The following is a 25,428-nucleotide window of genomic DNA, read 5'->3' on the forward strand; positions in this document are numbered from 1 at the left end:
GTTACAAGGTACTACGAGAGGACCTTAAAATAATTACCGATTGTTTTTATGGGACCGTTCCTAAACCTCTAATGGATGGATAATTTCGAACGGGCGATCACTTCCTGCGTCAACCGGTTTTTCGCCCACCGAAAGATGCAGGGATTTGCCTACCGGCTCAAACAGAGCAAGTTCAATACCCAGTACGTCGATGTACTTGTCGATTCTCTCGACCCCCGCTACTACCTTGCCATCGAGTGCAAGTCGATATCGGGAAAGAAACTTTACTTCACCCAGCACTTCCACTCCGACAGAAACAATGTTCACCAGGTCGATGCGATCACGGACTTCATCCGGAAGACCGGACGCCGCGGATTCCTTGCCGTCGAGTTCCGGTTCGGTGCGGGGAGGGCAAAAGAGGCGTATCTCATGCCCTGGAGCACGGTGCTCGGATACTACGGCAGCGCGCCCGGTATCTCGATCGACGATTTTCGGCTCTGTTGTGCGCTTACCCGTTCCGATGAGGAGTATGACCTCCCGGGGCTCGATACAAATCAATATCCGCTCTCACCACCAACGGATCGGGAAGATGATGGAAGCATATGATCGTTTTGAACTTCTCATAAACGATCAGGTCGTGAAAACACCGGTGGCTATCGCGTCCATGGCCGGGATCGTGGATGCGGCCTACGTTCTTGAGCGCGCGGCTCACGTCGGGGTCGCCTTTATCGGCGGCTACTCCATTGACGGCCCTACCCTTGAAGTGAGCCGGCGGATGGCGGAGGATGGCCGCAAAGAATTCCTGTATGCCGATCCCATCGAAGCGCTGGGGCATGAGATCGACGCCCTGAAAGAGAGCAGCGTCGTCGCTGGCATCAACCTTCGCGGCAGCACCCCCGCTGCCTACGCCGGGGTCGCGAGCGCGTTTGAAGACCGCGTGGTTTACGAGATTGACGCCCACTGCCGGCAGTCGCCGATGCTTAACGCCGGATGCGGCGAGTATCTCCTCCATCACCCGGACGCCCTCGTCGAGATCATCCGGGCCTTAAAAGCGGAAGATGTGACCGTCTCAGTGAAGGTCCGTGCCGGTGTTGCGGCCAATGACGCCGACCTCGCCCGCACCGTCTGGAAGGCGGGAGCGGATATCCTCCACGTGGACCTGATGGACTATGGGCACAACAAACTCCGCCAGATCCGCAACGCTTCGCCCCTGACGCTCATCGCAAACAACTCCATCAACACGTTCGACCGGGCGATGGACGCCTTCTCTCACGGGGCGGACCTCGTCTCGCTCGCTCGAAAATCCGACCCCTGGACGCTTGCGGGTCTTGATGCCGCCATAACCCGGGCCGCCGATGAAGGCGGCTGGTACAACGCTCCGAAGCAACTCTGCCGCGGCGGCGACATCCGGGCGCTCGCTTTCTGCTGTATGCCGGTGAAGGCCTGCCCGCTCATCCCGACCCTCGAGAGGATCGGGCTCTCCCGGAAAGAGTACCTGAAACTCAAGCAGGAGGCGGTGAAGGGAACGGCACTCGAAAACGGGAAGACCACCTGTTTCGGGAGCCTCGCCTGGTGCTGCAAGATCAGTTCGCCCTGCATGTTCCGGAACATGACGCTTGAGAATGTGGGCCTCTCTGCGCGGGAGTACATGCGCTGCAAGCACCGTCTCTCCGAGAAGATTATGCACAGGATATTCGATGAAAAAGAGACCGCCGATGAATCGAGCTGAACAGGCCCAGATGGCGATGATGCTCGAGGTCTGCGCCTACCCGAAACCAGGGAACGTTGACCGGTGCCACGACTATTCCGGCACCCGTCTCGAGCACTTCCTCGCTTCAACGATCCTCGCGAGACCTGCTTTTGATGCGGCCGAGAAGACCGGCGGCCGGGTCGGGCGACTGATCCGGGAGGCGGTCCGGCTCACCAGCGGTTACGCCGGGGGAAACACCCACTTCGGAGCGTTCATTCTTCTCATCCCGCTCGTCCTCGGGGAGGATATCGACGGGGCGTTGCGGGTTGTCGCCGGGACCGACGTCGAAGATGCGGTCGATTTCTACGCGGCGTTCGGCCTCACCAATGTCCGGATGGCGGAGCGCGACGATCTGGACGTGAACGACCCGGCTTCGGTTGCTGCGATCCGGGAACGGGGCATGACGCTTGCCGACATCATGGCTTACTCGGCGCCCCGGGATATGGTTGCCCGGGAGTGGACGAACGGATTCCGCCTGACACGCCGAAGCGCCGACCTGCTCCATGCGCACGGGCACGGACGGGAGGCAATCGTCAAGGCGTTCCTCGACCTCCTTGCTTCGGAGCCCGACACCTTCATTGCAAAGAAGCACGGGATGGAGACGGCTGAGAAGACGATGCGGTGTGCGGCCGAAGTACTTGACGGAGGGCGCGATCTCGCTGCCTTCGACGCCGAATGCATCCGGGAGGGTATCAACCCGGGTTCGCTTGCCGATATCACCATCGCCGGAATTTACGTGGCGCTCGGGGAGGGATGGCAGTGGGACTGTTGAGCGAGGGGATCAACGAAGTGATTGCGACCACCGACTGCAACGCCGCACCTATGGGGATCATCAACCGGAGCGGCTCCCTGCACATGGTTCTCTTCCGGGGGAGTCATACGGCGAGGAATATCGCCCGGGACCGCTGGGTGGTGGCGAACTTCATCTTTGACCCGGTGCTCTACGTCCGGACCACTTTTGATGACCTGCCTCCGGAGGCCTTCGTTATGGAGAAGATCGATGGGCGGGTCGTCTCTCGTCTTCGCGACGTGGAGGCCTGGGCCGCGTTCGTCGCCGATGTGGAACGGTCGAGCGACGAGGCGATCACCGTTCGGCTCGTCCCCTTCCGCGAGGAGGTGCTTGACCTGCGGTTGCACCCGGTGAACCGGGGGTTTTCGAGCATCGTTGAAGCGACGGTCCATGCCACCCGCTATATCAGGAACCGCGATCCGTGGCTCGGACAACTGGTCAAACACCATACCGGCCTTGCCCGGAAGTGCGGCGGCCCCCGGGAGTGGGAGGCGCTCGAACTCCTTAACCGGTATATCCGTGACCTGACCGGCGGGACCCCCTGAGGAGCACAGCCAGGCGGTGCTCCGGCGTCTTCGGTCAATCGGGCCGGCATTTTACCCGGGTCGTTATTCTCTCCCTCATTTGTATCTTAACATTTGTATAATAATCAATATATACAATAACCTACGAAGGGCCCTTACAGGAAGGTGCCTGATATGGCGAAGATCTTTGATACGTTAAAGAGCGATGGAAGGTTCAGCCGGCTTGTCACGATCATTCAGACGCTCGGCGAAGATGCGGTGCTGCAGGGGGAGGGGCCGATGACGTTCTTTGCTCCGGTCGACTCGGCGTGGGATGCGATCCCCGAACCAAACCGGGCAATGATCTTAAACGATAAGCAGATGCTCTCGCATCTCATCGACTTCTTCACCATCCGCAACCATGCGTGCAAGCTCGATACGCTGCTGGCAAAGAATGTCGTGAAGACCGCCGAAGGAAACTCCATCATGGTCCGGAAGACCGGGAAGGGCACCCAGGTGGATGAGGCCCTCGTGCTTGAGGGAGACGTGCAGGCCGATAACGGCGTCCTCCACGTCCTTGACGGCGTCCCCTTTGCGACGCTCGCCCAGGCTTACGAAGCATACGCAGCGGACTAAACCCGGACCAGAATACCCTTTTTCTTTCTGTCGCCGTCCTTCCGGGGGCTGGCAGTCCGCCCCCGGGACCTGTCGTTATTATGAATGCAATTTTATATATCCATCAAAGTACCCCCGGTGTCCGTAGGTGGATCATCGATGAAGAGTATCTTTGAGACAAACCGGGAAGACAGCCGGCTGAGCATCTCCACGAGGATGATACAGGCTGGAGGGATGGAGGAGATCCTCCGGGGGGAGGGCGAGTATACGGCGTTTTTCCCGACGAATGAGGCGTATTCCGCGTTTTCCGCAGAGGTGCTGGACGCTGTCCTGAAGGACCGGGAGAGACTCGCGGATATGATCGCGTATCACATCGTCAGGGGCAAACTCACTGTGCGTGAACTCGGACAGCTGGAGGCGATTGCCACCCTGCAGGGGGAACACCTGGATATCACGGGGCCTCCGGCAGCGATTCGGCTGAACGACGCCACCGTTGTCGAGCCAGATATTGAGTGCACGAACGGCATCTACCACATCATCGACCGGGTGCTCCTGCCGCGCGCCGTTGCGGCGCGGGTGAAGAGACCGGCCTGACTCGGGGACTTCCGATCTTGGAATGGTAAAACGCCGTTTCGGATACAGGGACCCTACGGGGTGTCTTTCTTCCATGCGATAGACCCACGGGGCCGTGAGGAACCGCCCGTATTTTTATATACTCCCGGCGGGAGTTGGCCTTCATGAAGAACATCCTTGCGACCCTGCGTGAATCGGATTCATTTACCACGTTCCTCGACCTGGTACGGGCCGCCGGCATGGAAGGGCGGTTGAGCGCCGAAGGGCCCTATACGCTCTTTGTTCCTGACGACGATGCATTGCGGGCAGTATCGGACCTCGCCACAATCCGGGAGAATGCCGACCGGCTCGCCGATCTGCTGAATTACCATATCGTCCCGGGGGTGCATTCTATGATCGACCTGCTCGGCATACGGGCCCTGCGTTCGCTCCAGGGGGAAGACCTGACCGTGGACATCGCCCCGGAGGGGGTGCTGGTCAACAACGTGCCGGTCGTGGAGTCCGATGCGTGGTGCACAAACGGGATCTGCCACGCGGTCCACGCTCTGCTCCGGCCTCCTGTTGCCGATACGGTTGCCGGCAGGGCCGGCTCCGGGAGAACGTATAAATAATCCTGCAGGGGTAGTGGTGTGCGTGGAGAAGAGCAGTATGAAGAACATCATTACTACCCTGGAAGACTCCGGGAGTCTCACGACGTTTCTCGAACTGGTCCGAATTGCTGGCATGGAGCCGATGCTCCGCGAAAGAGGACCGTTTACCGTCTTCGTCCCTACGGACGAGGCGTTTATGCGGGTCCGGAAGGACCGGATGGACGAACTCCGGCAGGACCCGGATAAACTTCTCCTGATCGTGAGTTACCACGTGGTGCCGGGGCAGTTCACTTCCGAGGACCTCCGGAGCGTCACTGCCGTCAGGTCGAGCCTCGGGACCGACCTGGTCATACGGTCGTCCGACCGGGGCATCACCGTCAACAGCGTCCCCATCGTCGAGGCCGACGCGTTCTGCACGAACGGCATCTGTCATGCCATCCGCGCGGCGCTTGTCCCTCCGACAATCGATATCGCTGCGCCCTGAAGCGTTCTTCCCCCATTACCTGCAGGTATAGGTCCCTTCGCTCTCGGCGACGAACCCTTCCCGCGCGAGGTCACCAAGGATCTTTCTTACCCGTCCGGGATTCTCGCAGACCCGGAGTATCACCTGCTCCTCGGTGACCGCCCCCTCATCAAGAACGAGCGCGAGTATCCGGCCCCTGACCTGCCGGTCGGACCCCTCGAATCGGCTCTGCCGGGTGTAGGACGCGCTCCGCCGGTTCGGGTTTGCCGTCCGCTTCTTCAGGATCGTGCCGTAGTCCATTAATGCGCTATACCACTCCCCGGGGTTCTCCCGGTAGAGCGCCTGCTCGACGAGCGGGAGGATAGCGTCGTCCCGCACGCCCTCCCGGCCCTGGAAGAAGAAGTGGATGAAGATTCGCCGGATGTTCGTCTCGATATAGACGACAGGCATGTTGAACGCGTACGCGACAATTGCCGACGCGGTCGCCTTCCCGATGCCGGGGAGGGCTGCAAGCGCCTCGACATCCGCCGGGAGCCGGCCGCCGTTCTCCTCCACCACGCGCTCGGCGGCTTTCTGGAGCGCGATTGCCCGGCGGTTGTAACCCATGCCCTGCCAGACACGCAGCACCTCGCTCTTCGGTGCGCGGGCAAGACTCTCAAAATTCGGGAACTGCTCGATAAACTCCGGGTATTTTACGGCGACCCGCTCGACCTGCGTCTGCTGGAGCATGATCTCGGAGACGAGGATACGGTAAGGGTCGGTGGTCTGCCTCCAGGGAAGGTCGCGGCCGTGAGCCCGGTAATGGGAGAGAATAAGGTCCTGAAAGAGGCCCATGGTCTCCAGGGTGGCTCCCTGCTCCCGGATGGCGGCAAGGATGTCGCGTTCGCGTGCGTTCTGGTCGGGGTCGAGACTGCCGATCACACCATCTGTTTGGTCCGACCCGGGGAAATAGGTTGGGTCGGGGATGGGACGTTAATAGCGCTGAGAATGGCAGGTCCGACACTTTCCTGCCCAAAGCGTCCCCTTCGCGCTTGCCGGAGATCAAAGCCCCGGGATGATGGCGGAAACTGGAATTTTCCCGACCGTCCCGGTAAACCGGATTGCGTCAGGCCCTTTCTCCGGTTGCAATATCCGATGGAGATCCGTGCACGAGGTGGGAACCTCCCTCCACCCGCGCCCGCATCACGGTGAGCCGGGCGCCTGCCGCCCCATCCAGGTCGAACGTCCGTTCCTTTCCGTGGTCCCGGCAGAACTCCTGGAGGTCGAGCATGTGCCGAAGGCCGGTTGCCGCCTTCTCGTTCTGTACGAGGTCGAGCGGCGGCTCCAGCAGCGGCCGGGGCAGAAAAACGATGCATTTCGACCGTCCCCGGGTCAGCGAAACGTTCAGGCGGTTTCTGCTGTAGATGAACTCGGCCTCTGCAAGAGCGGTCTCGACGTCGCTTACGCCGTAACTGACGATAACCGCCTCTGCTTCCTGTCCCTGCATACTGTCGACGGTGTCCACGAACGGCGGATACTCCCATGCCCGCATCCTGTCAAGGCGACTCCGAATTGCGCCGATCTGGGCATGGTGCGGGCTGACGATGAAGAGCCCGCGCCGCCAGAAGAGGAAGTCTCCTTCCCCCGTTGCCGGATACGGCTTACCCGACTGAGGGTCGATGAGCTTCTCCCGGAGCGCTCCGACAAGGCTGGTAACCAGCGCTGCCTCGATCTGGTTCTCCACCGTCGTCCGGACACCCTCAAGCACACAGAGCACGAGCGGGTATGCCGGATCGAGGACCTGCTCGACCCATTCCTCTCCCGGAGGACCCGGGACGAGGGCGATTTGCTGCCGCCCGATCGTATCGTTCGCCGGGGCGTAATCGGCGCCGTAGAGCGTCTCCGCCGGGAAGCAGGAGAGGGTGCGGTTCATCCTCCAGTTCTCCTGGAGCTGGCAGGTGTAGGCAGGGCGCGCGGGGTCGTCGCGGTGCCGGAGGTAGGCAAAGACGGAGTCTTCAAGCCCGGGGAGGCCGTCCTCCGGTAGCGGGTACTCCCCCTGGACGACCGGGGGAAGCTGCAGGTCGTCGCCCGCGAGAATGAGACGGCCCCCCTCGGCAAGCATCGGGAGCACCATTGCAAGGTCGGTTGGTCTCATCTGCGACGCTTCGTCGACGATCAGGAGGTCGAGAGACGGGAGGGACTTCTCGAGTTTGCCGAAACTGTGCACCGTCCCGCCGAGGAGGAGGGACGGGTAGCCGACGACGGTATCGGCCCGATCATGGGGCAGCACCGCAAGGCTCCGCTCCCCTCCGGCTGTTCTGGCGCCCTTTAACTTGTAGATGGGGAAGTCGGCGGCGAGATCGAACTCATCGACGGACTCCTGCACCTTGACGAGCAGGTTCTCGATCGCAGCGTGGGTGCACGCTGCGACACCGACCCGGACCCGTTTTCCATGCAGCCTCCGTGCTTTGACGAGCAGGAGGATGGCCGTCGCGAGAAAATGCGTCTTCCCGGTTCCGGGCGGCCCCCAGACCAGTGTCAGCCGGTCTCTCATCAGGTGGCGGAACGCCCCGGCCTGGCTCTGCGTGAACCCGGCGCCGGCGGCGAGCCGTTCTGCATCGGCGACGAGTCCCTCGGGTTCAACGACCGGGGCGGCGAACCCCTGCGGGTCGCGGAGGAGGCGGATGAACGTGTTATCCGGCTGTCCGTCCAGGGTGAGGAGGCGGTCGACGTAGTGCGCCACGATAAAGTCGGTGAAACGGGGGTGCAGCACCGCGAGGTCGCCCTCCGCGAAAGGTGCGATCTCCCGGCCGTACGTCACCTCCAGGACAAGTCCCCGGACCTGACCCGCCTTCCGGTCGACGATGGTGTCCCGGACCCTGGCGAAGCAGACTCCGCTCGTCCCGGGGTTCGGACTGCTCCGGTAGCGGAGGTCGTCGAACGCGATCATGGCCTCTTCGCCTGCTTCGCCGCGAGGGATGAGGAGGTAGCTGAACGCCTGCGATTGCTCGAAGAGCGCAAGGTCCAGGGGACCGAGCACCTTCCAGAAGTTCCCTTCGCTCTTCCGGACGGGGATGCTGATCCCGTCCCGGACCCGAACCGGCCACGGCTTGCTGCGCAGTTCCTGCACCTTCCGGGCACCCAGGGTCGATTCGTACTCTACGATGAAGAGGAGGCGCGATATCTCAGGTGCCGCGGCATCCCACGGGCGCGGAAACCGGAAATTCTCCGCCCAGCGCACGAGGCCGGGTTTAACCCGTTCACGGAGTCCGTCGAGGACGCTCCCCGCTGAAAGCAGACGCCGCGACATCTCCTGCCGGACCCAGTCTGCGGCTTCCGGCTTTGTTCCCTGCCACGCCATGATGATGGCGTCGCTCTTGAGCGCGTTGCTGTGCTCGTTCCAGAAGAGAGTGCCCGGATCGAGCCGGTATGCGAAACGGGAAGAGGGGATTGCCGCAAGGACCTCCGGCAGACGGAGGGTGAACGGGACGGGGAGCGCAAGCAGTCGCCGGATCTCGCGCGTCAGGACGACGAGAGGGAACGGGATCGATGTTGACGGGTGGCTGGACCCGATAGCAATGCCGGGGTCCTGGTAGTAAAACCGCAGCCGCAGGGCATCTTCCGCCGTTTCGGGGTCCCTGATTGCGTCGTCGAGCAGTCTGGTGAAGAGTTCCTCTTCGTAAGTGTCGTAGACGTAGGTCTGCACCGACTTCTGCCCTGTCCATTCCCGGCCCTGGTTATACTCGTGGACGGCTGCAAGTTCTCCGGCGAGCGCCCGGACAAACTCCCGCCTCACCCGGTTGCAGTCGTCGGGGTTCCGGGCGACGGAGATAACTTCGTTTGAGGGCGTTCCGTAGACCGCCTCGCCCTTGAAGCGCCGGAACCCGAGAGCGTATATCCGGCCGGAGACGGGGTCTTTCTGGAGCGTGAGAACGATACCGATATCTTCGTAGACAGGGAGGGCCGGCGATCTTGCGGCGAGCGCGATGACCTCTCCCGTCCGGAGCGCCCGGACGGTCGCCCGCAGGCGGTCGCCCTGATCTGCAAGCGACCCGCAGTTGTCCAGGTGCCGGTCGTTCTCGGGGTCCCGGAGAAACTCTTCGAGGTCGGGAAGCGTGTTGATGGAGAGACCGGGGTCCCACGGGGCTTCCCGGAGGTAGCGTCGCCCGACGGATGAAAGGCCCGGAATCTGCGAGACAGAGGCGGAAACTTCCGCTTCCTTGCGGCAGCACGCGTAGTATTCGCAGGACTCGCATCGTGCCGTGAGGTGCCAGGGCACGTCCCCCGGCGGGCCGGCAAAGATAACCGGAAGGCGATGGCGGAAGAAGTCCTCGATCACCCGGATGTTGAGGTGCAGGTCAAACGGTCTGGGTTCGTCGTCCCCGTACAGCCAGATCCCTGCCCGGGCGAGGTTGACCGGGAGGTCGATCCCGAGCAGGCGGAGGGCGTGATCGAGGATCAGGGCATACAGCGTCGCCTGGACCCGGTGGCTGACGCTGAGGTCCTCGCTTGCCTTGATATCGATGACCGAGAGATGCGGCCCCCCGTCGCCCCTGCCATCCAGCCGGATGAGGTCGGGGCGGCAGGGGGAGAACCGGTACACCTCCGGGTTGATGCCGTAGTTGCGCAGGAAGTGGACCGAGACCGGGATGGTTGACTGGTAGATTGCCTCTCCCGGGGATAACCGGGGGAGGAGGTTGAAACTCTCCTCGATAGAGAACGACCGTCCGGAGAGGGGGCCGGTCCCGGCCGGGAGCTGCACATGTCCTGCGAGTTTCATACGGACGACCTCTTCCTCCCACCGGATTCCTGCATCCAGGAGGGCCTGCGTCACCGGGCTATGGTCCATCGCGCCTGCCGGGATACCGGCGGCCTCCCGTTCCTCTCTCGGGGTTGCGTGGTAGCGGAGGTGGCGCTCGCAGTCGTGGTAGAAGAACCAGCCGATGAGCGACGGACTGAGGTTAAAACGAGGCATAAGCGTTCACGATCGATGCCGGGAGGGTCGGGAGTTCTCCCTGATGGCGACGGTGACTCATCTGTTTGTGCGGTCGCGGGAAAACTGTTGTTATGGACCCCTGTTGAAACCCTCTCTGGAGAGTCGATTGCGGCCCTGACACGGATTTCGGATGGGGACCCTGTGAGGGGAGAGGGATGCTTCCCTCGAAATCCTTCAGGTTTCTCAAGATTCGGGCGTTCCGCGTATTGCACTCCCCGTCAGCCTCTCCTCACATCCTCCGTGCTCGAGTTTCTGCCGGACTAGCAGTCGTTCTCCCGTGGCGATGGTTCTCCGTCTGCTACACGGTACATTCTCGTTTTGACCGCTCAGCCTGCCGCACACTGAAGACCTTCAGCCTTCACGACTTCCGGAACCAAAATATGGTCTCAACAGAGCCGTAATTGGCTGCTTCTTTTACAATCCGCGATCAAATCGGTCTTTATGCGGATACATCTCCAGGCACGAATGCAATTCGTATGCGCCGCAGAAAGGGCGTCCGGGGCAGGCAATCTTTCAGCCGGTGACGTTCATCGTCACGTTTGCGGCGGTCTCGTTCTGTCCCGACAGGGTAACGCCGGATGGGACCATAACCGTATCAATGGCGTGAATGACGCCGTTTATAGCCTGTATATCGACCCGGATGATCTCTACTCCGTTCACCGTTATGTTCTTGCCGTCGGCATCGACAGAGATTGAGTTGCCCTGTACCGTTGCGATGGTACCATTCGTGGCGAGTTCGGCTCTCGTATAGGTTCCCGGAGCCATGTGGTAGAGCAGGACCTCGGCGAGATTGCCCTTCGGGTCGTTTGAGAGGTCTTGCATCACCGCCTCGGGAAGCCGGGAAAATGCTTCATCGGTGGGTGCAAAAACTGTATACGGTCCAGGCCCGGCGAGAACTCTCTCAAGCCCGGCTGCATCGATAGCGCGGGTAAATGCCGAGAAGTTCCCGTCCCCGACCAGCACCTCACCGATTGTCAGGTTCACGCCCATCTGCGTTGCGGCAGCCGTGCCGTCCGTCTGGTTTCGGTCGCCGTCCTCCGACGGGTCCGTGCAGCCGCAGGCGAGGGCCGCCGCCCCGAGAACCAGAACGGCTATGAATAGTGCGTACTTCGCTCTCATGGCTCCTCTGTGGGCTGTATACTCAAACCTTTCCTTCTAACTCATTGTCTCCGGAACCGGCAGAAGAGCCCGGGAACCCGAGCTCCCGGGGCACTTTACTTCCAGAGTCTCATGGTCGAGACCACGTGGCGCACCGGGTCGTAGACCCTGACGGCATGGTTGCCGGTATCGGCGATATACCAGAGCCCTCCGAAATCGACCAGGCCGTCCGGCTCGTTCAGTTTCGCGTCCCCCGACAGTCCATCCCGGTGGCCGCGGCTGCCGTTCCCGATTATGGTGAGAACCCAGCCGGTGCCCGGGTCGAACTGCTTGATCTTATGGTTTTCGGTATCGGCGATGTAGACCGCCCCGTCCCGGTAGGCTATACCCTTCGGGTGACGGATACGGGCCATCCCGGCGATGGTGTCAAGGTCGCCGAAGTCTTCCAGCGAGTGCCCTATGGACGTCTCGACCATCCCCCGCTTTATCCGCCGGATCGCCGAAGCCCCGCTGTCGGCTACGTAGAGCACCTCGCCGTCGGCGACGATGCCGGCGGGGCCGGCGAAAGCGGCCTTTGGAAACGGGCCGTCGACCAGGGCCTCCAGGCCCGACCCGGCGTATGGTTCTATTGTGCGGGCGGCCAGATCCAGCCGCCAGATCTGGTTCCCCCCGGCCATTGCGATATAGAGATAGCCGCCCATCAGCACGAGGTCCCGGGGCGCGTTCAGCGCTACATCGGTACCCGGTCCGCCTTCACCGGGCGAGGGGGCGGCAAGTCCGGTCCCGGCGACCGTCGTCACCCGCCGGTCGGGCCAGAAAACCTGCCGGATCATGTGGTTCCCGGTATCTGCAACGTAGAGAGTTCCCGCCTCCTCATCGAAGGCGAGGCCCTCCGGCAGGTAGAAAGCCGCCTCCTGAAACAACCCGTCGGCGTTTCCGGCGGCTCCGGAGCCGATTGTCTCCAGAATCTTTCCTGCTTTGTCGGCGACGATTATCCGATGGTGGCCGGTATCGCTTATAAAGAGCCGTGCCCCCGCATGGTCCGCTGCGATCTTGGCGGGGTGGTAAAGGGTCCCCTCCCGCGCCGTCTCCCGATCGGCTCCGGACTGCAACGGCCCCCTTGCCAATAAACCGCGCTGCTCGAACTCTTTCACTATCAGGTCGATCTTCAGGTCGAGCCTCCCAGATAGCCCCTCTCCGGTGGTCTTCCCGACTATGTTCCCCTCCGGGTCGATGAGGATAAGGGTCGGCCAGTCCCGGACCCCGAAGGCCTGCCAGAGGAGACGATCGGGGTCGACGACGATGGGACCACGTACTCCGGCGCGGCGAACCGCCTCGCGGAGGTTCCCGGCAACCGCGCCGGACTCAAACCCTGGTGAATGAACTTCAATAACTACCAGGTCCGGGTGGTTATCCTGGAGGTGCCGGACCTCCGGTGCCAGGCGTATGCAGTTTGAGCAGGCAAACGTCTGAAAAGAGAGCAGCACAATCCTGCCTGCAAGGTCGCGGACGGAGAGCGGGCGATTGGTATTGAGCCACTCAACGCCTGCGGGGAACTCAGGGGCTGCTATCAGTTTCATGCGGCACCTTCTGGCGGTTTAACGTTATGAATGTTGGCCCGGCCCGGTGGCCTGGATCTCGGTAAACCGCCGTCGCCCCCAATCTCATGCCGGCGGCTCGGGAGAGAGCGTCTCTGGGGCGGCAAGCATCTCCTCGCAGAAGGCAATCGCCCCGAAAACCATGTTCTTCCGGTAGACCGCGGGTTTGATGCAGGGCGTGTCGGGAAGGCCGCCGATCACCGAGAATACCTGCCGCCAGGGTATCGGATCGGTCATCGACGGAGGGGCAAGGTTGTTGTGAATGTGAAAGGCCCGCAGGGCCTCGCGCGGGACCTGCCGGAGCGCTTCCGGAAAATCTTCTCCTTCGGCGGCGTAGAGGTTCCAGGGGTCAAGGGCGATCCCGGCAAGTCCGGCGATCTCCGGGTGGACATTCTTGAGCGTCGTCCAGAACGCACGGATCTGGCTCCCGGTGGAGATGCTCTGGTCCTTGTTGTTCTCAAGCAGCACCAGGGGTTCTGCCCCAAACGCGTTCCAGTGGGCGGCGATCAGGGTGTGCATCGCCGCGACGATATCGGTGTGGGCGTTCCTCCTGTCGCCGGGGTGAATCTCGATGATCCCGGGAGGAATGCCCAGACGGTCCTCGATCTCAAGGAGCATGTCCCCGAACGCGATCACCCAGTCCGGGTCGCGCCACCGCAACGCCGCTTTCACCTGCCTATGGTGCTGATCTCTTCTCGGGACGGCCGGTTCGGTGTGCATGACGTAGTCGAGAGAGCCTGGAAGGTCTGTATCCTGCTCGTAAAGGTGCAGGATAGACGACCGGTTGAGCATGGAGCCGATCTCCTGCCCGGTTCGCTCCACCTCGGTTTTGTTCTTGATGAAATCGGCGGGAACTTCGATATACGTGCAGCCGAACCGTTCGGCAAGATGCCAGCGCTCAAGGAGTCCTCCCCGTTGCGCGACTTCTGTGACGTTTGGGTAGATGTAGTCCGCACCTGGCATGGCAATCAGGCTACGCCATGGCAGGAGTGATACAAAAATGTTGGGTGATCCGGCATTGTCGGGTTCGACGACCTGTTCCTAACCTGACGAGACCGCTGTTCCTACCGGCTTGGCCGAGATGTGGTGGGGGTTCGCGTTTCGTCTCTATACCTGATCCGGATTGTAACGACTGTCGCGTTCTCTGCTGCTGTCGCGCAACACTCAGCGTCGCATGGGATTATCGAGAACCTGCGGACACACAAACAGGATATCCACGGGCGCATAAATATAGGTGCAGTAGGCACGCTCAGGATCATAGTACATACACTGCGCACATTCGTATTGTTTTGGTCTTCTCTCTTTCTGTCGGGTCAACTCACCGGTTACGGCATCGTATATGCCATACCTGGCCCGGTCTGGTGCTTCCAGTTCCGGCGTCCCGGTATATTGAGCACCGGGTTTATTCTTCAGCAGGTTGATGTCGTCAGGTATGTTCATGTCGTACTCTAAGATGCTCACGGGCAGCTCCACATTTATTACGTTGATGAATCTTCAGCGGATTGATGAAACCTCGGGAGGCCCGAGATCTGGACGTTGGGATAGGTGCCATCCCGCGGGTCTTCTGTGCCCGGGCCGGGCCTTGAAAAGGATGAAGCCGGAAGCACCATGGAGGTGCAGTTGTCCGGTTCCTGTGTTGTGCCTCTGGTCATACCGAATACGGCATCGCGCGGATGAACAGGTAGAATATACCACCCAGCACAATGAATTCTCCGTCAGTAAGCAGTTCGAAGAAGAATTTTTCTGTCCCGAACCGTGGGAAACAGAGAAGGTATCCCTGGGCATAGACTACGCCTGCAGCGAGCAGCAGTGCTGAACAGGGACCTGACAGAAATCCGCTGACAAGTAACAGCGGAGTTCCGATGATCAGGTTCACTCCTGTAAGAAGAATAAGTGTCCTTCGGATGCCTAACATCGTGGGGATCGTTTTGACGCCTGAAGCTACATCTCCCTCCACATCACGCATGTCAAAGATCACTGTGTTGATGAATACCTGGAAAAAGAAGAAGATACCGACGATGCCGGTGACGGCATCCACGGGAAGGGAGGCATGGCAGATCGGCAGGAAGGTAGTGGGAGCGGTCCAGGAAAACGCCACAACGAGACTTTTCATGACAGGAACCTCTTTTAATCGCCGAAATCCGAACCAGGAGGGAAAGAGCGGTACACTGTAGATGATCCCGGCGATCAGGGGAACGGCTGTTATCAAAAAACTGTCGAATCCTTGGAGAGCAGAGAGGCAGAGGGCGACGATGTAGGCACTGACTGCGGAACGAAAGAGGAGAGAGCCGTACTCTTTTGTGAAAGTATACCGTTCGATGTTGTTTATGGCATCCTCGTTTTCGTCGGTTTTGCGATTGAGGTTGTAGACGGCGAATACGATCAACATCAGTATCACCGCGGCGACTGGGTCGAAGGGAAGGCCTTGCACAAAGCACGAGATGTACACCATCGCTGCCCCTGTAATGGAGAGGTACAGGGAACTGTACACGATGAGATGAACGATAGACTGGCAGGCTGATGGAACTAGGTTGGTTCGATAAGTTGAGTTGAACATGTATGTATTTTCGGGAATCTGATGAACATTTATTGCGTCAGTGAATATTCATCAGTTAGATGCGGCCCGGTATCCGAACGCGGTGTGCTACCCGGAGCATGAGAGGGGCATCCGTCGCTCTACCGGCGGATACTGTTCATTCCCTTCGGTGCTTGAGTTCCATTTCAGTCACGCACCAGATCCGATAGCAGGCGTATCTTGTTCTGGATGTTGACCGGGACCGACCCGGTAGATCCGGCTAAAAAAATACCCTAACTTCAACGGGGGCTTCATCCGCTGACCAATCCAGGAGGTACCGTTGTATCGCGGGTCCTGGTCGAGCATTGGACGATTAGAATTCAGAAGAGGTTACTCAGAAATTTGCAGTAATCTGGAGTCTGCTTTATAATACTGAAAAAGTTTCTCGCCCCATGAGACTGCTGCTGCATCGGTACTTATGAGGTCTGTAGCGGCGTCGTAAACATCGGTATCACGCCTGTACAGACCTAATGACAGGTATCTGTCGGTCACTGTCATTCCCAATCTGATCGGCGCGGAGGAGACATATATATTGAAATTGGTATATCCTTTCAGGGACCCAAGCACTGCGTCATACGGCTCGGTGAACAATGTCTGAGCGAGTTTCCGGGAAATGACGAGTTCGACCGGCCTGCCGTCCAGAACCGCCTCTTTAATCGCGTTTGCAAGGACCTGACTCATAATCGACGACACGCCGTGAATCCATGATGCTTCCCGAAGGATCGTGAGAAAGGCCGCGTACACGACGAAGATGTTCTCTTCGACATCCTTTATTACCTCCGCGTTGTAGAAGTGTTGTATCTCTCTTTGAAATTCATAGGGTATGCCCTCGACATCGTGTTCGGTCCAGAAGTTCCGATGGCGCTGTATCACTCCCATCAACGCTACCAGCCGCTCGATCTCCGGCTCGACGATCCTGCCGAGAGGGGTGAGTACATAGTCGCCTCGCACCGATTCAACGTAATGCAGGGCCTCGAGCTGCCGGATCTTCGGGATGAGCGCCTGCGACGAACTCCCCGTGGTGTCACGAAGGGTCGAGAGGGGTTTACTCCCGCTCCCGAGGGCTATCAGCACCTGCGTCAGCAGTCTCGACCGAAAGATCGCCTGAACGTCGTCGTGGTACTCGTTATAGATCTCCAGAGGAGAGGTTCCGTTCATAGTTCGTATTGTTAACTGGTGCCGGTCGACGCATATCACCCTTTCCATTCGTGCGCCTGCATGTCCCTTCCACCTGCTGCTCTCCTTTCTCTGTCGATGGCGGCCGATTGCGCGCCCAAAACGAGGCTTTTTGATCCGCCGGGGCTTCCAGTCTTCTGGATTCTCCGGTGACGACCGGTCCGGTAATTCGATAGGTCTGGAACTCGCGATCTGCTCCCCGCCCGATCTCAGCACACTTATAGTCGGGTGCCTGATAACCTAGAGAAGCATGTCGTTCATACTCCGATACCTGCCCTGCATCGCACTCTGTGCCTGCATCCTCGCCTGTCTCGCCACCGCCGGCTGTTCCGTCCTCGACGAGCAGCCGGCGATTGTACCAGGCCTATCCGGAGACCTCGTCGTCCACTTCATCGACGTCGGACAGGGCGATTCGATCCTCCTTGAGTTCCGCGATAAGACCCTGCTCATTGACGCCGGCGAACGCGAGATGGGGGAGCATGTCGTTGCGTACCTCGAAAGTCAGAACGTCGAAAGACTCGATGCGGTGGTGGCGACCCATGCACATTCCGACCACGTCGGCGGCCTTGCGGAAGTCATCTCCGCATATCCGGTCGGGCTGTTCGTCGATGCCGGACAGCCGCACCCCACTGCGACCTACGAGAATCTGCTTGCCCTGATCGAGGAGCGGAAGATCCCATACACGGTGGCGGAGCGCGGGCAGACGATTTCTCTCGACCCCGATCTCGAGATCCGGGTCTTAAACCCGGCATCCGAGCCGCTGGGCGATCCAAATGAGGATTCCATCGTCCTGAAAGCGACCTATGGGGAGATCTCTTACCTCTTCATGGGCGATGCCGGGGAACCCGCGGAGGAGTGCCTGATAGGAGCCGGGCTCGACCTCGATACCGATGTCCTGAAGGTCGGCCACCACGCGAGCCGTTACGCATCCTCGGCAGAGTTCCTGGCTGCGGCGAGCCCTGCGGTCAGCGTCATCACGGTCGGCGCGGGCAACGACTACGGCCATCCCCATGAGGAGACGCTCGAACGCCTTGAGGCGGCCGGCTCGCGCATTTACCGCACCGACCGCGATGGGACCGTCGTTGTTTCTACCGACGGCGAGACGCTTGCCGTGACGGCCGGCGGCGCTCCATCCCCCGCCGGCGTGCAGATCACCGGCCTTGACCTCCGGGGCGAGGAGGTCACCATCACGAACGGCGAGGCGGCGCCGGTCAACCTCACCGGCTGGACGATCGCCGACGAGGGGATGAGAAACACCTATACCTTCCCTGTCTACACCCTTGACCCGGGCGCCGACGTCATCGTTCACTCCGGTGAGGGCGACGACACCGTGACCGACCTCTACTGGGGCCGGAAAGCGGGGGTCTGGAACAACGACGGCGATACCGCCACGCTCGCCGCCGCGAACGGCACGACCGTCAGCACCCTGGAGCGATGATGGAGGACAAAGCAACGTTTCTCGTCAGCCTCGACCGGATCGAGGGGGATCTTGCCGCCCTGCTTCTCCGCGAGGACGAGTCGATCCGCTTCACGCTCCCCCTTTCCCTCCTCCCCGGCGACGCGCGGGAAGGGGATATCCTCGAGATCGCGATCCGCCGGGACGTCGCGGCGACGACGGAGGCCCGGAAACGGGTGGCGGAGAGGATCGAGCGGCTGCGGGGGCGGGGGAAGGCATAACCTCGTCGCCGCCGGGCATGGGACCTGACCACAAGATTAATATCGTCGGATGAGCCCAGAGCCTCATCCAGGAGGTGAATGAACTGGTCGATATCGTCAAACTCGATGGCAGGAGAGAACCATTCGTGCGGGAGAAAGTGACCGTGAGTGCACTTAAAGCAGGCGCACCGCTGGAAGAGGCCAGGGCGATCGGGGATGCCGTCGAACGGGTTGCCTACGACGGGATGTCCTCCGGGGAAGTCCGGCGGCGGGTGCTTGAGCAGCTCCGCGACCGGAACCCGGAATGGGAGGATAACTGGATCTTGTACGACCGTGCCGTGAAGAAACGCGGGGCGCCGGCGGTTACGGAATTACCCGCCCGCTGATACCTCTCCTCTTTTTCATCTATTCCGGACGGAACCTTCCGGAACAAAATTATAATTACCAATCTGGGCCCATATATGTCTTGTATTGTCATATTCTACCCGGAAATTCGATAATTTGAACGGCGGCCAGAAGGCCGTTTTCAGTTCGGTCATCCTTCCCGGGCGCGTCCGACAATCAGCCCCCCCATAACGGCACAACGTCCTCTCAAATCAGTAAACGCGTCTCGATTACGTCAACGACGTTGACGTGCCAGCAGGCGATCTATATGCCCACCAGCGACTCCGAAGACGATACACCCTCCAGTAGTAACCAGAACGATACAGAAGGAACAAAGATACTCCTCGCCGATCCGAAGGCCGCGATCGTCAGACTCTCCCTGCCGATGATGGTCGCCCTGACCCTTACGACCCTTTACAACGTCGTCGACGCGTTCTGGGTCTCTGGCCTTGGTGCCGATGCTCTTGCCGCCGTCGGATTTTCCTTTCCGCTCTACCTCGTCACCATCGGGCTGGCGAGCGGCCTTGGCACAGGCGGCGAAGCCGCACTCTCGCGGATGATCGGTGCCCGCAACAGGGACGGCGCAAGCAGCGTCGCGATGCACACGATCCTCCTGATGACCCTCCTTTCCATCGCCGTCACCATCCCGCTCTTCCTCTTCGCCGGGGACATTTTCGTCCTCATGGGCGCAGGCGATGCCGCCGGCCTTGCCGCTGAGTATGCCCGGGTCCTCTTTCTCGGGACATTCGCCCTCCTCTTCGGCGAGGTTGCCTACTCGATTATGCACGGGGAAGGCGATGCAAAACGGGCCATGTATGCGATGGCGGTAGGGGCACTCGCAAATGTCATCCTCGATCCGATCCTGATCTACACCTGCGGCATGGGGATCGCCGGCGCTGCCTGGGCAACCATCATCGCTGAGGTCCTCTCCGCCGTCCCGATGGTCTACTGGCTCTTTGTGAAGAGGGATACCTACGTCTCCCTCCACCTCCGGGGTTTTGCTCCCGACGTTGCAGTTGTGCGCGACGTCCTGCAGGTCGGCGTCCCTGCCGCCGCCGAGCAACTGGCGTTTGCGCTGATGACCCTGCTATTAAACGGCGTCATTGTCCTCATAGCGAGTACCGACAGCGTCGCGGTCTACTCGACCGGGTGGCGTATCGTGAATATCGGCTTAACCCCTATCCTTGCCATCGCGACGGCAGTGGTCGCGGTCACCGGCGCCACCTACGGGGCCGGGGCGTATGTCCGGATGGAATCCGCCCTTCTCTTCGCCGTCAGGCTCGGCCTCGGTATCGGTCTTGGACTTGCTGCCGTCATGTTCGTCTTCGCCCCCCATATCGCTACGCTCTTTGCGATGGGGAGTGATACAGCGGAGATCGTACCGGAACTGACGGCATTCCTCCGGGTTATGAGCCTGATCTTCCCGGTGATCGGGTTCGGGCTCTTCTCGGCGTCGTTCTTCCAGGGGACTGGCAAAGGTACACGGTCTCTCACGCTCACGGTCCTGCAGACCGTCGTCCTCTCGACCCTGTTTGTCCGGGTGTTTGCAATCGAACTCGGCCTCGGCCTCTCCGGCGTCTGGTGGGGGGTTATCGCGGGAAACGCGGTCGGCGCACTATTCGGCTATTTCTGGGCGCGCCGGTATACGGCGGGGCTCAAAATCCGACAGACCGCGACCATAACAGCAGCGGCAGCGGCGTGAAGAGCATCACTCCTTATGCCCGCCGGTCTCTCCATGCACCGCTTCGCGCAGCGTGAACCGGAACGATGCCCCGAGGTCCGGTCTCCCGCAAACCCGGTCCTCTGCCCAGATCCTGCCGCCGTAGCGCTCGATCAGCATCCCGACGATGTACAGGCCGAGCCCGTCCCCGTGCCCCTGACTCTTGCCCTCTCTGAACCGGTGAAAGATCGCCTCTTTCATCCCGTCGGGGATGCCGGGCCCCGTATCCTCAACGGTTACCACCACCGTGCGGTCTTCTCCCGGATCGTTCTCCACCCGGATCGCGATCCCGGCATCCGGTCCGCCGAACTTGACGGCGTTCCCGACGAGGTTCGAAAAGATCTCCGGGAGCAGGTCGTCCGCCAGGACCTCCACCGAGGTGTCCACGAACAACGCGACCTTTGCCTCCGGAATACGGTCGATCCCGGCCCGGATCACGCTGCTGAGGCGGATCGGCTTGAGGTCGGGCGGTTCCTGATGAATCCGCCGGATGGTCGAGACGTTCTGGAGAATCCTGGTGCTCTTTCTGACGCTCCCCTTGAGTTTCCTTGCATACAGCGCGGCGTCGTCCTCCAGCATATCGAGCAGGAGATCGCAGTAGAGGTTCGCAACGTTCTCTGCGTTTTTAAGGTCGTGGGTCATGATATCAAGGTAGAGGTTCGTCTCACGGTGGGCTGCCTCCAGCCGCTTGTGGAGCATGCTCCGGAGAACACCCGAACCGATCTCCCGTGCGACCGCCTCAAGCAGGCGGCGTTCTTCGTCTTCAAACCGCTGTTTATCCCTGCTCCCGAGAAAGAGCGCGCCGACGACGATCGACTCCGCGAGTATAGGGATGCAGGCAAGCGCCGAGACCCCGAGCGATGAGAGGACCTCCTCTGCGACTGCGCCGGATTTATTGCGCTGTTCAACGTAGCACGGCTGTCCGGCGACAAAGACTAAATTCCAGGGCCAGTGATGGACCGTTATTGTCCCGTACCGGGAAAAGTAGTCTTTCGGGACGGCGTGATGGTAGCGCGTGAGTGCCAGCGTCCGCTCCGGGTTAAGGAGGTAGGTCAGCCCCACATTGAGGTTGAGCAGATCCAGCGTCCTAGAGAGTGATGCATCGAGTAATTCGTCGAGCGATAGGGACGACGCCGATACCTCCATGATCTGGTTGAGGATCAGGAGTTGCCTGTTTAAAGAGAGCAGCCGTTCGTCGGCCTTTCTGCCGGTGACATCCCGCATGCGGAGTACCCAGATCCCTGCGAACGGGTCCTGCTCCAGCCTCCGACTGGAGTAGACGAACCGTCGTTCCCCTTCATCGGGGTTCTGTACTGAGAGTTCGAGACCGGACACCTCGTCGCCGTCGCGCATCGCGGTGAGAAGTTTTTGGACGTCTCCTTTTTCATCCAGAAACGGCGTCAGGTGGATATCGAAGACCTGACAGGCATTGGACCCCAGAATTTCATCCTCATCTGCCGAGAAAAGTTTCATGGCATGGGCGTTTGCCCAGATCACCTGCAGGTTCGGGTTGATCACGATGATACAAACGCCGGGTTCGTCGAGGGGCCGAAACGCCGCCCGTAGTTGGGTGGATATTGGATCTGCTCTGTTCATATGAGTATCTCGCTCCCTGAAAATTATCCTGATAAAATTATGTAAATAAGCTCATATTCAGGGTGTTAAGATATTTGCGGTTGGAGCCCTCCCCGGACTGGTTTGTCTCTTCTCCCCCGAACCACGTCGAGGTTCATCCTGTCCGTCGGAAAGCCCTCCCTTCTCGCCGCAGGAACTCAAAGCGGAGATTATAGGACCCCGATCCGGTTGAGGGCCGGCGAGAGCGATGTCAGATGACCCTGGATGCGAACCGTCTCCCGGGGGGATGCACCCATTGCGAGTGCCAGGAACCCGGCGATATGGAGCACCGGCACTCCCATATGGTCGTACGCCAGTTCACAGCCCGAGCAGTCGACGATCATCACGGCCAGATTATGACGCATAAAATCCTGACGGACGAGCTGGTTTAATCGGGAAAGCCCCCTCGCAGGGATGGTCTGGTGCCGGTCGAAGAGGTTCTTGACTCCGCCGCAGCAGTAGTGCTCCATCTTACTCTGGACAACGCTCGCCCCGGTGACGGTCGCGAGGTCGCGTAATCCCGGCGGGACGGCAGAAGAGAATCATGCCTTTCGTCCGGGGCCCGTGCGGTGGGTATCGCCCGGCGGAAAAAAAAGAGACGGTTAGAGGTTTTCCAGTCTTTTGTTCACCGCGTCCCAGTTCACGACGTTCCAGAACGCATCGATAAACTGACCCCGGTTGTTCTTGTAATCGACGTAGTAGGCGTGCTCCCACACGTCGAGCACCATCAGGATCTTCAATGAGGGATAGACGTTGTTGTTGTGCTTCTCAATCTGCATGATCACGGGGCGAGCCGTCATGCTGTCGTAGGCCAGAGCCGCCCACCCGGAGCCCTCGACACTCGCGGCCGTTTTCGTGAACTCGGCCTTGAATCGGTCAAAAGAACCCCATTCCTGTTCTATCCGGTCCGCAATGGCGCCTTTCGGGGCTCCGCCGCCGCCCTTCCCGGCCGGCGCCATGGTCGGCCAGAAGAGGGTGTGCAGGACATGGCCGCCTATGTTGAACGAGAGTTCCTTTAACAGCGCTTTCATGTCGATTTCGGCGCCTTCCTGCCGTGCCTTCTCCAATTTCTCAAGGTTGGCGTTCGCCCCGGTCACGTAAGCCTGGTGGTGCTTATCGTGATGCAGGGAGAGTTGTTCTTTTGAGATATACGGCTCAAGGGCATCCGGTGCGTAGGGCAGGGGCGGCAGTTCATACCTCTTCAACGATGCAGTTGCTATCTTCTGTACAGCCATAATGATCAATTTTCAGAAGGTTAGCGATCTATTTGAGAGTATCGGTACAGGCTCCCCCTCCTCCCCTCGGGGGCACCCGGGTTTTTTCAGCCGGGATTGAGAGCCTCAATCGCAGAGTGCCGATCGACCGATCTTATGTTGATTGTGCCGGACGACCTCTACAGCGGTACGCTCTGTACATCTTGCGGTTGACGTCGTTCCCCCTCCACCGGGGGGATTTTGCACCTTCTCGCCGCCCGCGTGCCGTCCGGATGCCGGAACGGGGCCGGACCGATCCGATCATGCCTTTATGTAAATCTCATCTTCGACTTCATGACGATAACTTTCCTGGATGATGAAAATAGCAACGATGGAGTCTTTTTTGATCGTTAAGGACTATCGGGGCGGCGGAACAACCATGTTCGGAAGCATTATATATGCCGGTAGAGTGACATTTTGAACTGCCTCGCATTCCGTTGCATGGAGCCTTGCTTCGTTTACCAGGTCGATGGTACCGCAGCCGCGAGGTGTCCCTGTATGATGGCGTCTGGGCACAACGGTGGACCTACCATGAAGATGGCAACACGTATTTCGCTCTTTACTGCCACGCTCGTGGTGCTGCTCACTGTCGTTCTCCTCCGGGATCTGCACCTCATACTCACCGGGGCGGCCTGGGGTCTGTTCGCGAGAGTGCTCTCTCTTCTCCTGGTAGTTGTCACCGCATTCGGGGTGATTCAGTTCATGAGTTACGCCGATCACCTTCTGCGGTCGCTCTATGCCTACCGGGGTCATCCCGTAGCGCCGTGCCAGGCGGCCGCCTGCCGTGTCGCAGTCTTCATTCCTGTTTATAACGAGGAGCCTCGCGTGGTCGATTCCTGTGTCCGGGCATGTACGACGATCTCCTATCCGGATGTCTGTATCTATCTCCTTGACGACTCCACAGACCCGCGAAAACGGGCAGCGATGCAGGAGATCTCTCGCATATATAATCTCCGTTATGTCCACCGTGACCATAGAGCAGGCTTCAAAGCGGGAGCAATCAACCACGCCCTCCCCCTCCTCGACGACGATACATCGTATCTCCTGGTCCTCGATGCCGACCAGAAGGTGAAGCCGGCGATCCTCACCGACCTTATCCCGATTCTCGAAGCCGACCCCGCCCTCTCCTTCATTCAGACTCCGCAATTCTTTCCGTCGGAGTCAAGCGATGCGATAAGCGTTACGTTCTCATACCAGCAGCACATCTACAACAAGCATGTCTGCAGGGGGCTTTCCGCCAATGATACCGCCATGTTGACCGGCTCAAACTGCATCTTCCGGGTGAGCCACCTTGCCGCCATCGGGGGGATGGATGAGACGTGCATCGCCGAAGACATCGCCACTTCCTTTGCGTTCCATCTCAGGGGATATCGCGGGCTCTTTCTCGATACCGTATACGCAGAGGGCATCGCACCGCCAAACCTCACGGCGTACTTCACCCAGCAACTCCGCTGGGCATACGGAAATACTCAGTTCCTCGGAACCATCCTCCGGCAACTTCTGACGCATCCGAAAAACATGGCCCCGTTTCAGTGGCTCGAGTTCGTCGTGATCGCCTCGATCTACCTGCTTGGCGGAGTGAACGTGGCACTCTTTCTCCTCCCTGTCTTCACGCTGATCTTCGGCATCCCGATCCTGCCGGTGTGGGTTCCCCCGGTCTTTGCCGTTGTGCTCGTCGTGGTGATCGCGCTCCAGGTCCTCATCAGCATCCGCGAACGAGAGTACTCTCTGCGTGACCTTGTCCTCTCGCAGGCGATCTTCAACACGCTCTCTTTCGTATACGCCCGGGCGCTCTGGTACGTCGTCTCCGGGAAGCAACTGCCGTTCGTCGTGACCCCAAAAGTAGTGTCGGGACCTGCCGGCCGGTCCCGTGCCAGGATCGTGCCGGTTCTCCTGGTGATTGCGGCCGTTCTGGTCTCGATGACCGTCGGCGTCGTGCGGCTTGTCTCCGGGGGACCGGGTTCAGGCACGGCAATCCCGCTCTTCTGGGCCTGCTATACGCTTCTTGTCCTCTCGTCGTTTCTGGTAGTCTGGCGAAGGGACGGAAGACGGGCGTCCGCGACGGTAGAGAGCGGGCGTTTCGTCCCGGGATCGGGGCGCTGAAGCGCCGGCGTCG

General features: G+C 60.2%; 24 protein-coding genes. 13 read left to right on the top strand and 11 right to left on the bottom strand.

Annotation, left to right across the window (positions count from 1 at the left end; all coding sequences use genetic code 11):
* The first annotated feature begins 75 nt into the window (after nt 1-75).
* The 8 genes from BRA42_RS13760 to BRA42_RS13795 all read left to right on the top strand — a co-directional run bounded on the left by BRA42_RS13760 (nt 76) and on the right by BRA42_RS13795 (nt 5,284).
* Nucleotides 76-585, top strand: coding sequence for a Holliday junction resolvase (locus BRA42_RS13760; RefSeq protein WP_292410131.1), 510 nt, complete (start codon nt 76-78; stop codon nt 583-585).
* Nucleotides 569-1,708: a methanogenesis marker 9 domain-containing protein gene (locus BRA42_RS13765; RefSeq protein ID WP_342685976.1), complete on the top strand. Its 1,140-nt coding sequence runs from the start codon at nt 569-571 to the stop codon at nt 1,706-1,708. The genes BRA42_RS13760 and BRA42_RS13765 overlap by 17 nt, the downstream gene beginning before the upstream one ends.
* On the top strand, nt 1,695-2,501 hold the full coding sequence (locus BRA42_RS13770) for a triphosphoribosyl-dephospho-CoA synthase (protein ID WP_342685975.1): 807 nt from the start codon (nt 1,695-1,697) through the stop codon (nt 2,499-2,501). The genes BRA42_RS13765 and BRA42_RS13770 overlap by 14 nt, the downstream gene beginning before the upstream one ends.
* On the top strand, nt 2,489-3,064 hold the full coding sequence (locus tag BRA42_RS13775; RefSeq protein ID WP_342685986.1) for a DUF447 domain-containing protein: 576 nt from the start codon (nt 2,489-2,491) through the stop codon (nt 3,062-3,064). Before BRA42_RS13770 ends, BRA42_RS13775 begins: the two co-directional genes overlap by 13 nt.
* Nucleotides 3,065-3,217: 153 nt before the next feature.
* Nucleotides 3,218-3,658 carry a fasciclin domain-containing protein gene (locus BRA42_RS13780; RefSeq protein WP_292410126.1) on the top strand — a complete coding sequence of 147 codons (441 nt, stop codon included), beginning with the start codon at nt 3,218-3,220 and terminating at the stop codon, nt 3,656-3,658.
* A 138-nt stretch (nt 3,659-3,796) separates the two neighbouring features.
* A complete protein-coding gene (locus BRA42_RS13785; protein ID WP_292410125.1) occupies nt 3,797-4,231 on the top strand; it encodes a fasciclin domain-containing protein in 435 nt (144 codons plus the stop codon).
* A 143-nt stretch (nt 4,232-4,374) separates the two neighbouring features.
* Nucleotides 4,375-4,821: a fasciclin domain-containing protein gene (locus BRA42_RS13790; RefSeq protein WP_292410124.1), complete on the top strand. Its 447-nt coding sequence runs from the start codon at nt 4,375-4,377 to the stop codon at nt 4,819-4,821.
* A 22-nt stretch (nt 4,822-4,843) separates the two neighbouring features.
* Complete coding sequence (locus BRA42_RS13795) at nt 4,844-5,284, top strand: fasciclin domain-containing protein (RefSeq protein ID WP_342770874.1); 441 nt, start codon at nt 4,844-4,846, stop codon at nt 5,282-5,284.
* 15 nt (nt 5,285-5,299) lie between these two features.
* Here BRA42_RS13795 and BRA42_RS13800 read toward each other — a convergent pair whose 3' ends face one another.
* The 8 genes from BRA42_RS13800 to BRA42_RS13835 all read right to left on the bottom strand — a co-directional run bounded on the left by BRA42_RS13800 (nt 5,300) and on the right by BRA42_RS13835 (nt 16,667).
* Nucleotides 5,300-6,184, bottom strand: a complete 885-nt coding sequence (locus tag BRA42_RS13800; protein WP_342685974.1) for an A/G-specific adenine glycosylase — start codon at nt 6,182-6,184, stop codon at nt 5,300-5,302.
* 184 nt (nt 6,185-6,368) lie between these two features.
* The gene (locus tag BRA42_RS13805) at nt 6,369-10,217 is read right to left on the bottom strand and encodes a bifunctional RecB family nuclease/DEAD/DEAH box helicase (protein WP_292410118.1); all 3,849 of its coding nucleotides are present in this window, start codon (nt 10,215-10,217) and stop codon (nt 6,369-6,371) included.
* A gap of 534 nt (nt 10,218-10,751) precedes the next feature.
* Nucleotides 10,752-11,357: a fasciclin domain-containing protein gene (locus BRA42_RS13810; protein ID WP_292410116.1), complete on the bottom strand. Its 606-nt coding sequence runs from the start codon at nt 11,355-11,357 to the stop codon at nt 10,752-10,754.
* Between the two features lie 95 nt (nt 11,358-11,452).
* Nucleotides 11,453-12,916 (bottom strand): redoxin domain-containing protein, encoded by a 1,464-nt coding sequence (locus BRA42_RS13815; protein ID WP_292410114.1) that lies wholly within the window; start codon nt 12,914-12,916, stop codon nt 11,453-11,455.
* Nucleotides 12,917-13,000: 84 nt separating this feature from the next.
* Complete coding sequence (locus BRA42_RS13820; protein WP_292410112.1) at nt 13,001-13,897, bottom strand: hypothetical protein; 897 nt, start codon at nt 13,895-13,897, stop codon at nt 13,001-13,003.
* 201 nt (nt 13,898-14,098) lie between these two features.
* Nucleotides 14,099-14,395, bottom strand: a complete 297-nt coding sequence (locus tag BRA42_RS13825; RefSeq protein ID WP_342771307.1) for a hypothetical protein — start codon at nt 14,393-14,395, stop codon at nt 14,099-14,101.
* A 187-nt stretch (nt 14,396-14,582) separates the two neighbouring features.
* Complete coding sequence (locus tag BRA42_RS13830; protein WP_342771308.1) at nt 14,583-15,386, bottom strand: UbiA family prenyltransferase; 804 nt, start codon at nt 15,384-15,386, stop codon at nt 14,583-14,585.
* 453 nt (nt 15,387-15,839) lie between these two features.
* Nucleotides 15,840-16,667, bottom strand: coding sequence for a helix-turn-helix transcriptional regulator (locus BRA42_RS13835; protein WP_342686138.1), 828 nt, complete (start codon nt 16,665-16,667; stop codon nt 15,840-15,842).
* Between the two features lie 268 nt (nt 16,668-16,935).
* Here BRA42_RS13835 and BRA42_RS13840 point away from each other — a divergent pair, with 268 nt between their 5' ends.
* The 4 genes from BRA42_RS13840 to BRA42_RS13855 all read left to right on the top strand — a co-directional run bounded on the left by BRA42_RS13840 (nt 16,936) and on the right by BRA42_RS13855 (nt 20,427).
* On the top strand, nt 16,936-18,123 hold the full coding sequence (locus BRA42_RS13840) for an MBL fold metallo-hydrolase (RefSeq protein WP_342771309.1): 1,188 nt from the start codon (nt 16,936-16,938) through the stop codon (nt 18,121-18,123).
* Entirely contained in the window at nt 18,120-18,362 is a 243-nt protein-coding gene (locus BRA42_RS13845) for a DUF3006 domain-containing protein (protein WP_342771726.1), read from the top strand. The genes BRA42_RS13840 and BRA42_RS13845 overlap by 4 nt, the downstream gene beginning before the upstream one ends.
* A 74-nt stretch (nt 18,363-18,436) precedes the next feature.
* A complete protein-coding gene (locus BRA42_RS13850; RefSeq protein ID WP_342686135.1) occupies nt 18,437-18,727 on the top strand; it encodes an ATP cone domain-containing protein in 291 nt (96 codons plus the stop codon).
* Between the two features lie 266 nt (nt 18,728-18,993).
* Nucleotides 18,994-20,427 (top strand): MATE family efflux transporter, encoded by a 1,434-nt coding sequence (locus BRA42_RS13855; protein WP_342771311.1) that lies wholly within the window; start codon nt 18,994-18,996, stop codon nt 20,425-20,427.
* Nucleotides 20,428-20,433: 6 nt separating this feature from the next.
* Here BRA42_RS13855 and BRA42_RS13860 read toward each other — a convergent pair whose 3' ends face one another.
* From BRA42_RS13860 to BRA42_RS13870, 3 genes are all read right to left on the bottom strand, one after another.
* Nucleotides 20,434-22,041: a PAS domain-containing sensor histidine kinase gene (locus BRA42_RS13860; RefSeq protein WP_342771312.1), complete on the bottom strand. Its 1,608-nt coding sequence runs from the start codon at nt 22,039-22,041 to the stop codon at nt 20,434-20,436.
* 188 nt (nt 22,042-22,229) lie between these two features.
* Entirely contained in the window at nt 22,230-22,529 is a 300-nt protein-coding gene (locus BRA42_RS13865; protein WP_342771313.1) for a hypothetical protein, read from the bottom strand.
* Between the two features lie 132 nt (nt 22,530-22,661).
* Nucleotides 22,662-23,294, bottom strand: coding sequence for a superoxide dismutase (locus BRA42_RS13870; protein ID WP_342686131.1), 633 nt, complete (start codon nt 23,292-23,294; stop codon nt 22,662-22,664).
* A 555-nt stretch (nt 23,295-23,849) separates the two neighbouring features.
* Between BRA42_RS13870 and BRA42_RS13875 the strand changes: the two genes are divergently transcribed.
* The gene (locus BRA42_RS13875) at nt 23,850-25,415 is read left to right on the top strand and encodes a glycosyltransferase family 2 protein (protein ID WP_342771314.1); all 1,566 of its coding nucleotides are present in this window, start codon (nt 23,850-23,852) and stop codon (nt 25,413-25,415) included.
* Nucleotides 25,416-25,428: the final 13 nt, after the last annotated feature.

The sequence above is a fragment of the Methanoculleus sp. UBA374 genome, from assembly GCA_002508705.1.
Classification (GTDB): domain Archaea; phylum Halobacteriota; class Methanomicrobia; order Methanomicrobiales; family Methanoculleaceae; genus Methanoculleus; species Methanoculleus palmolei.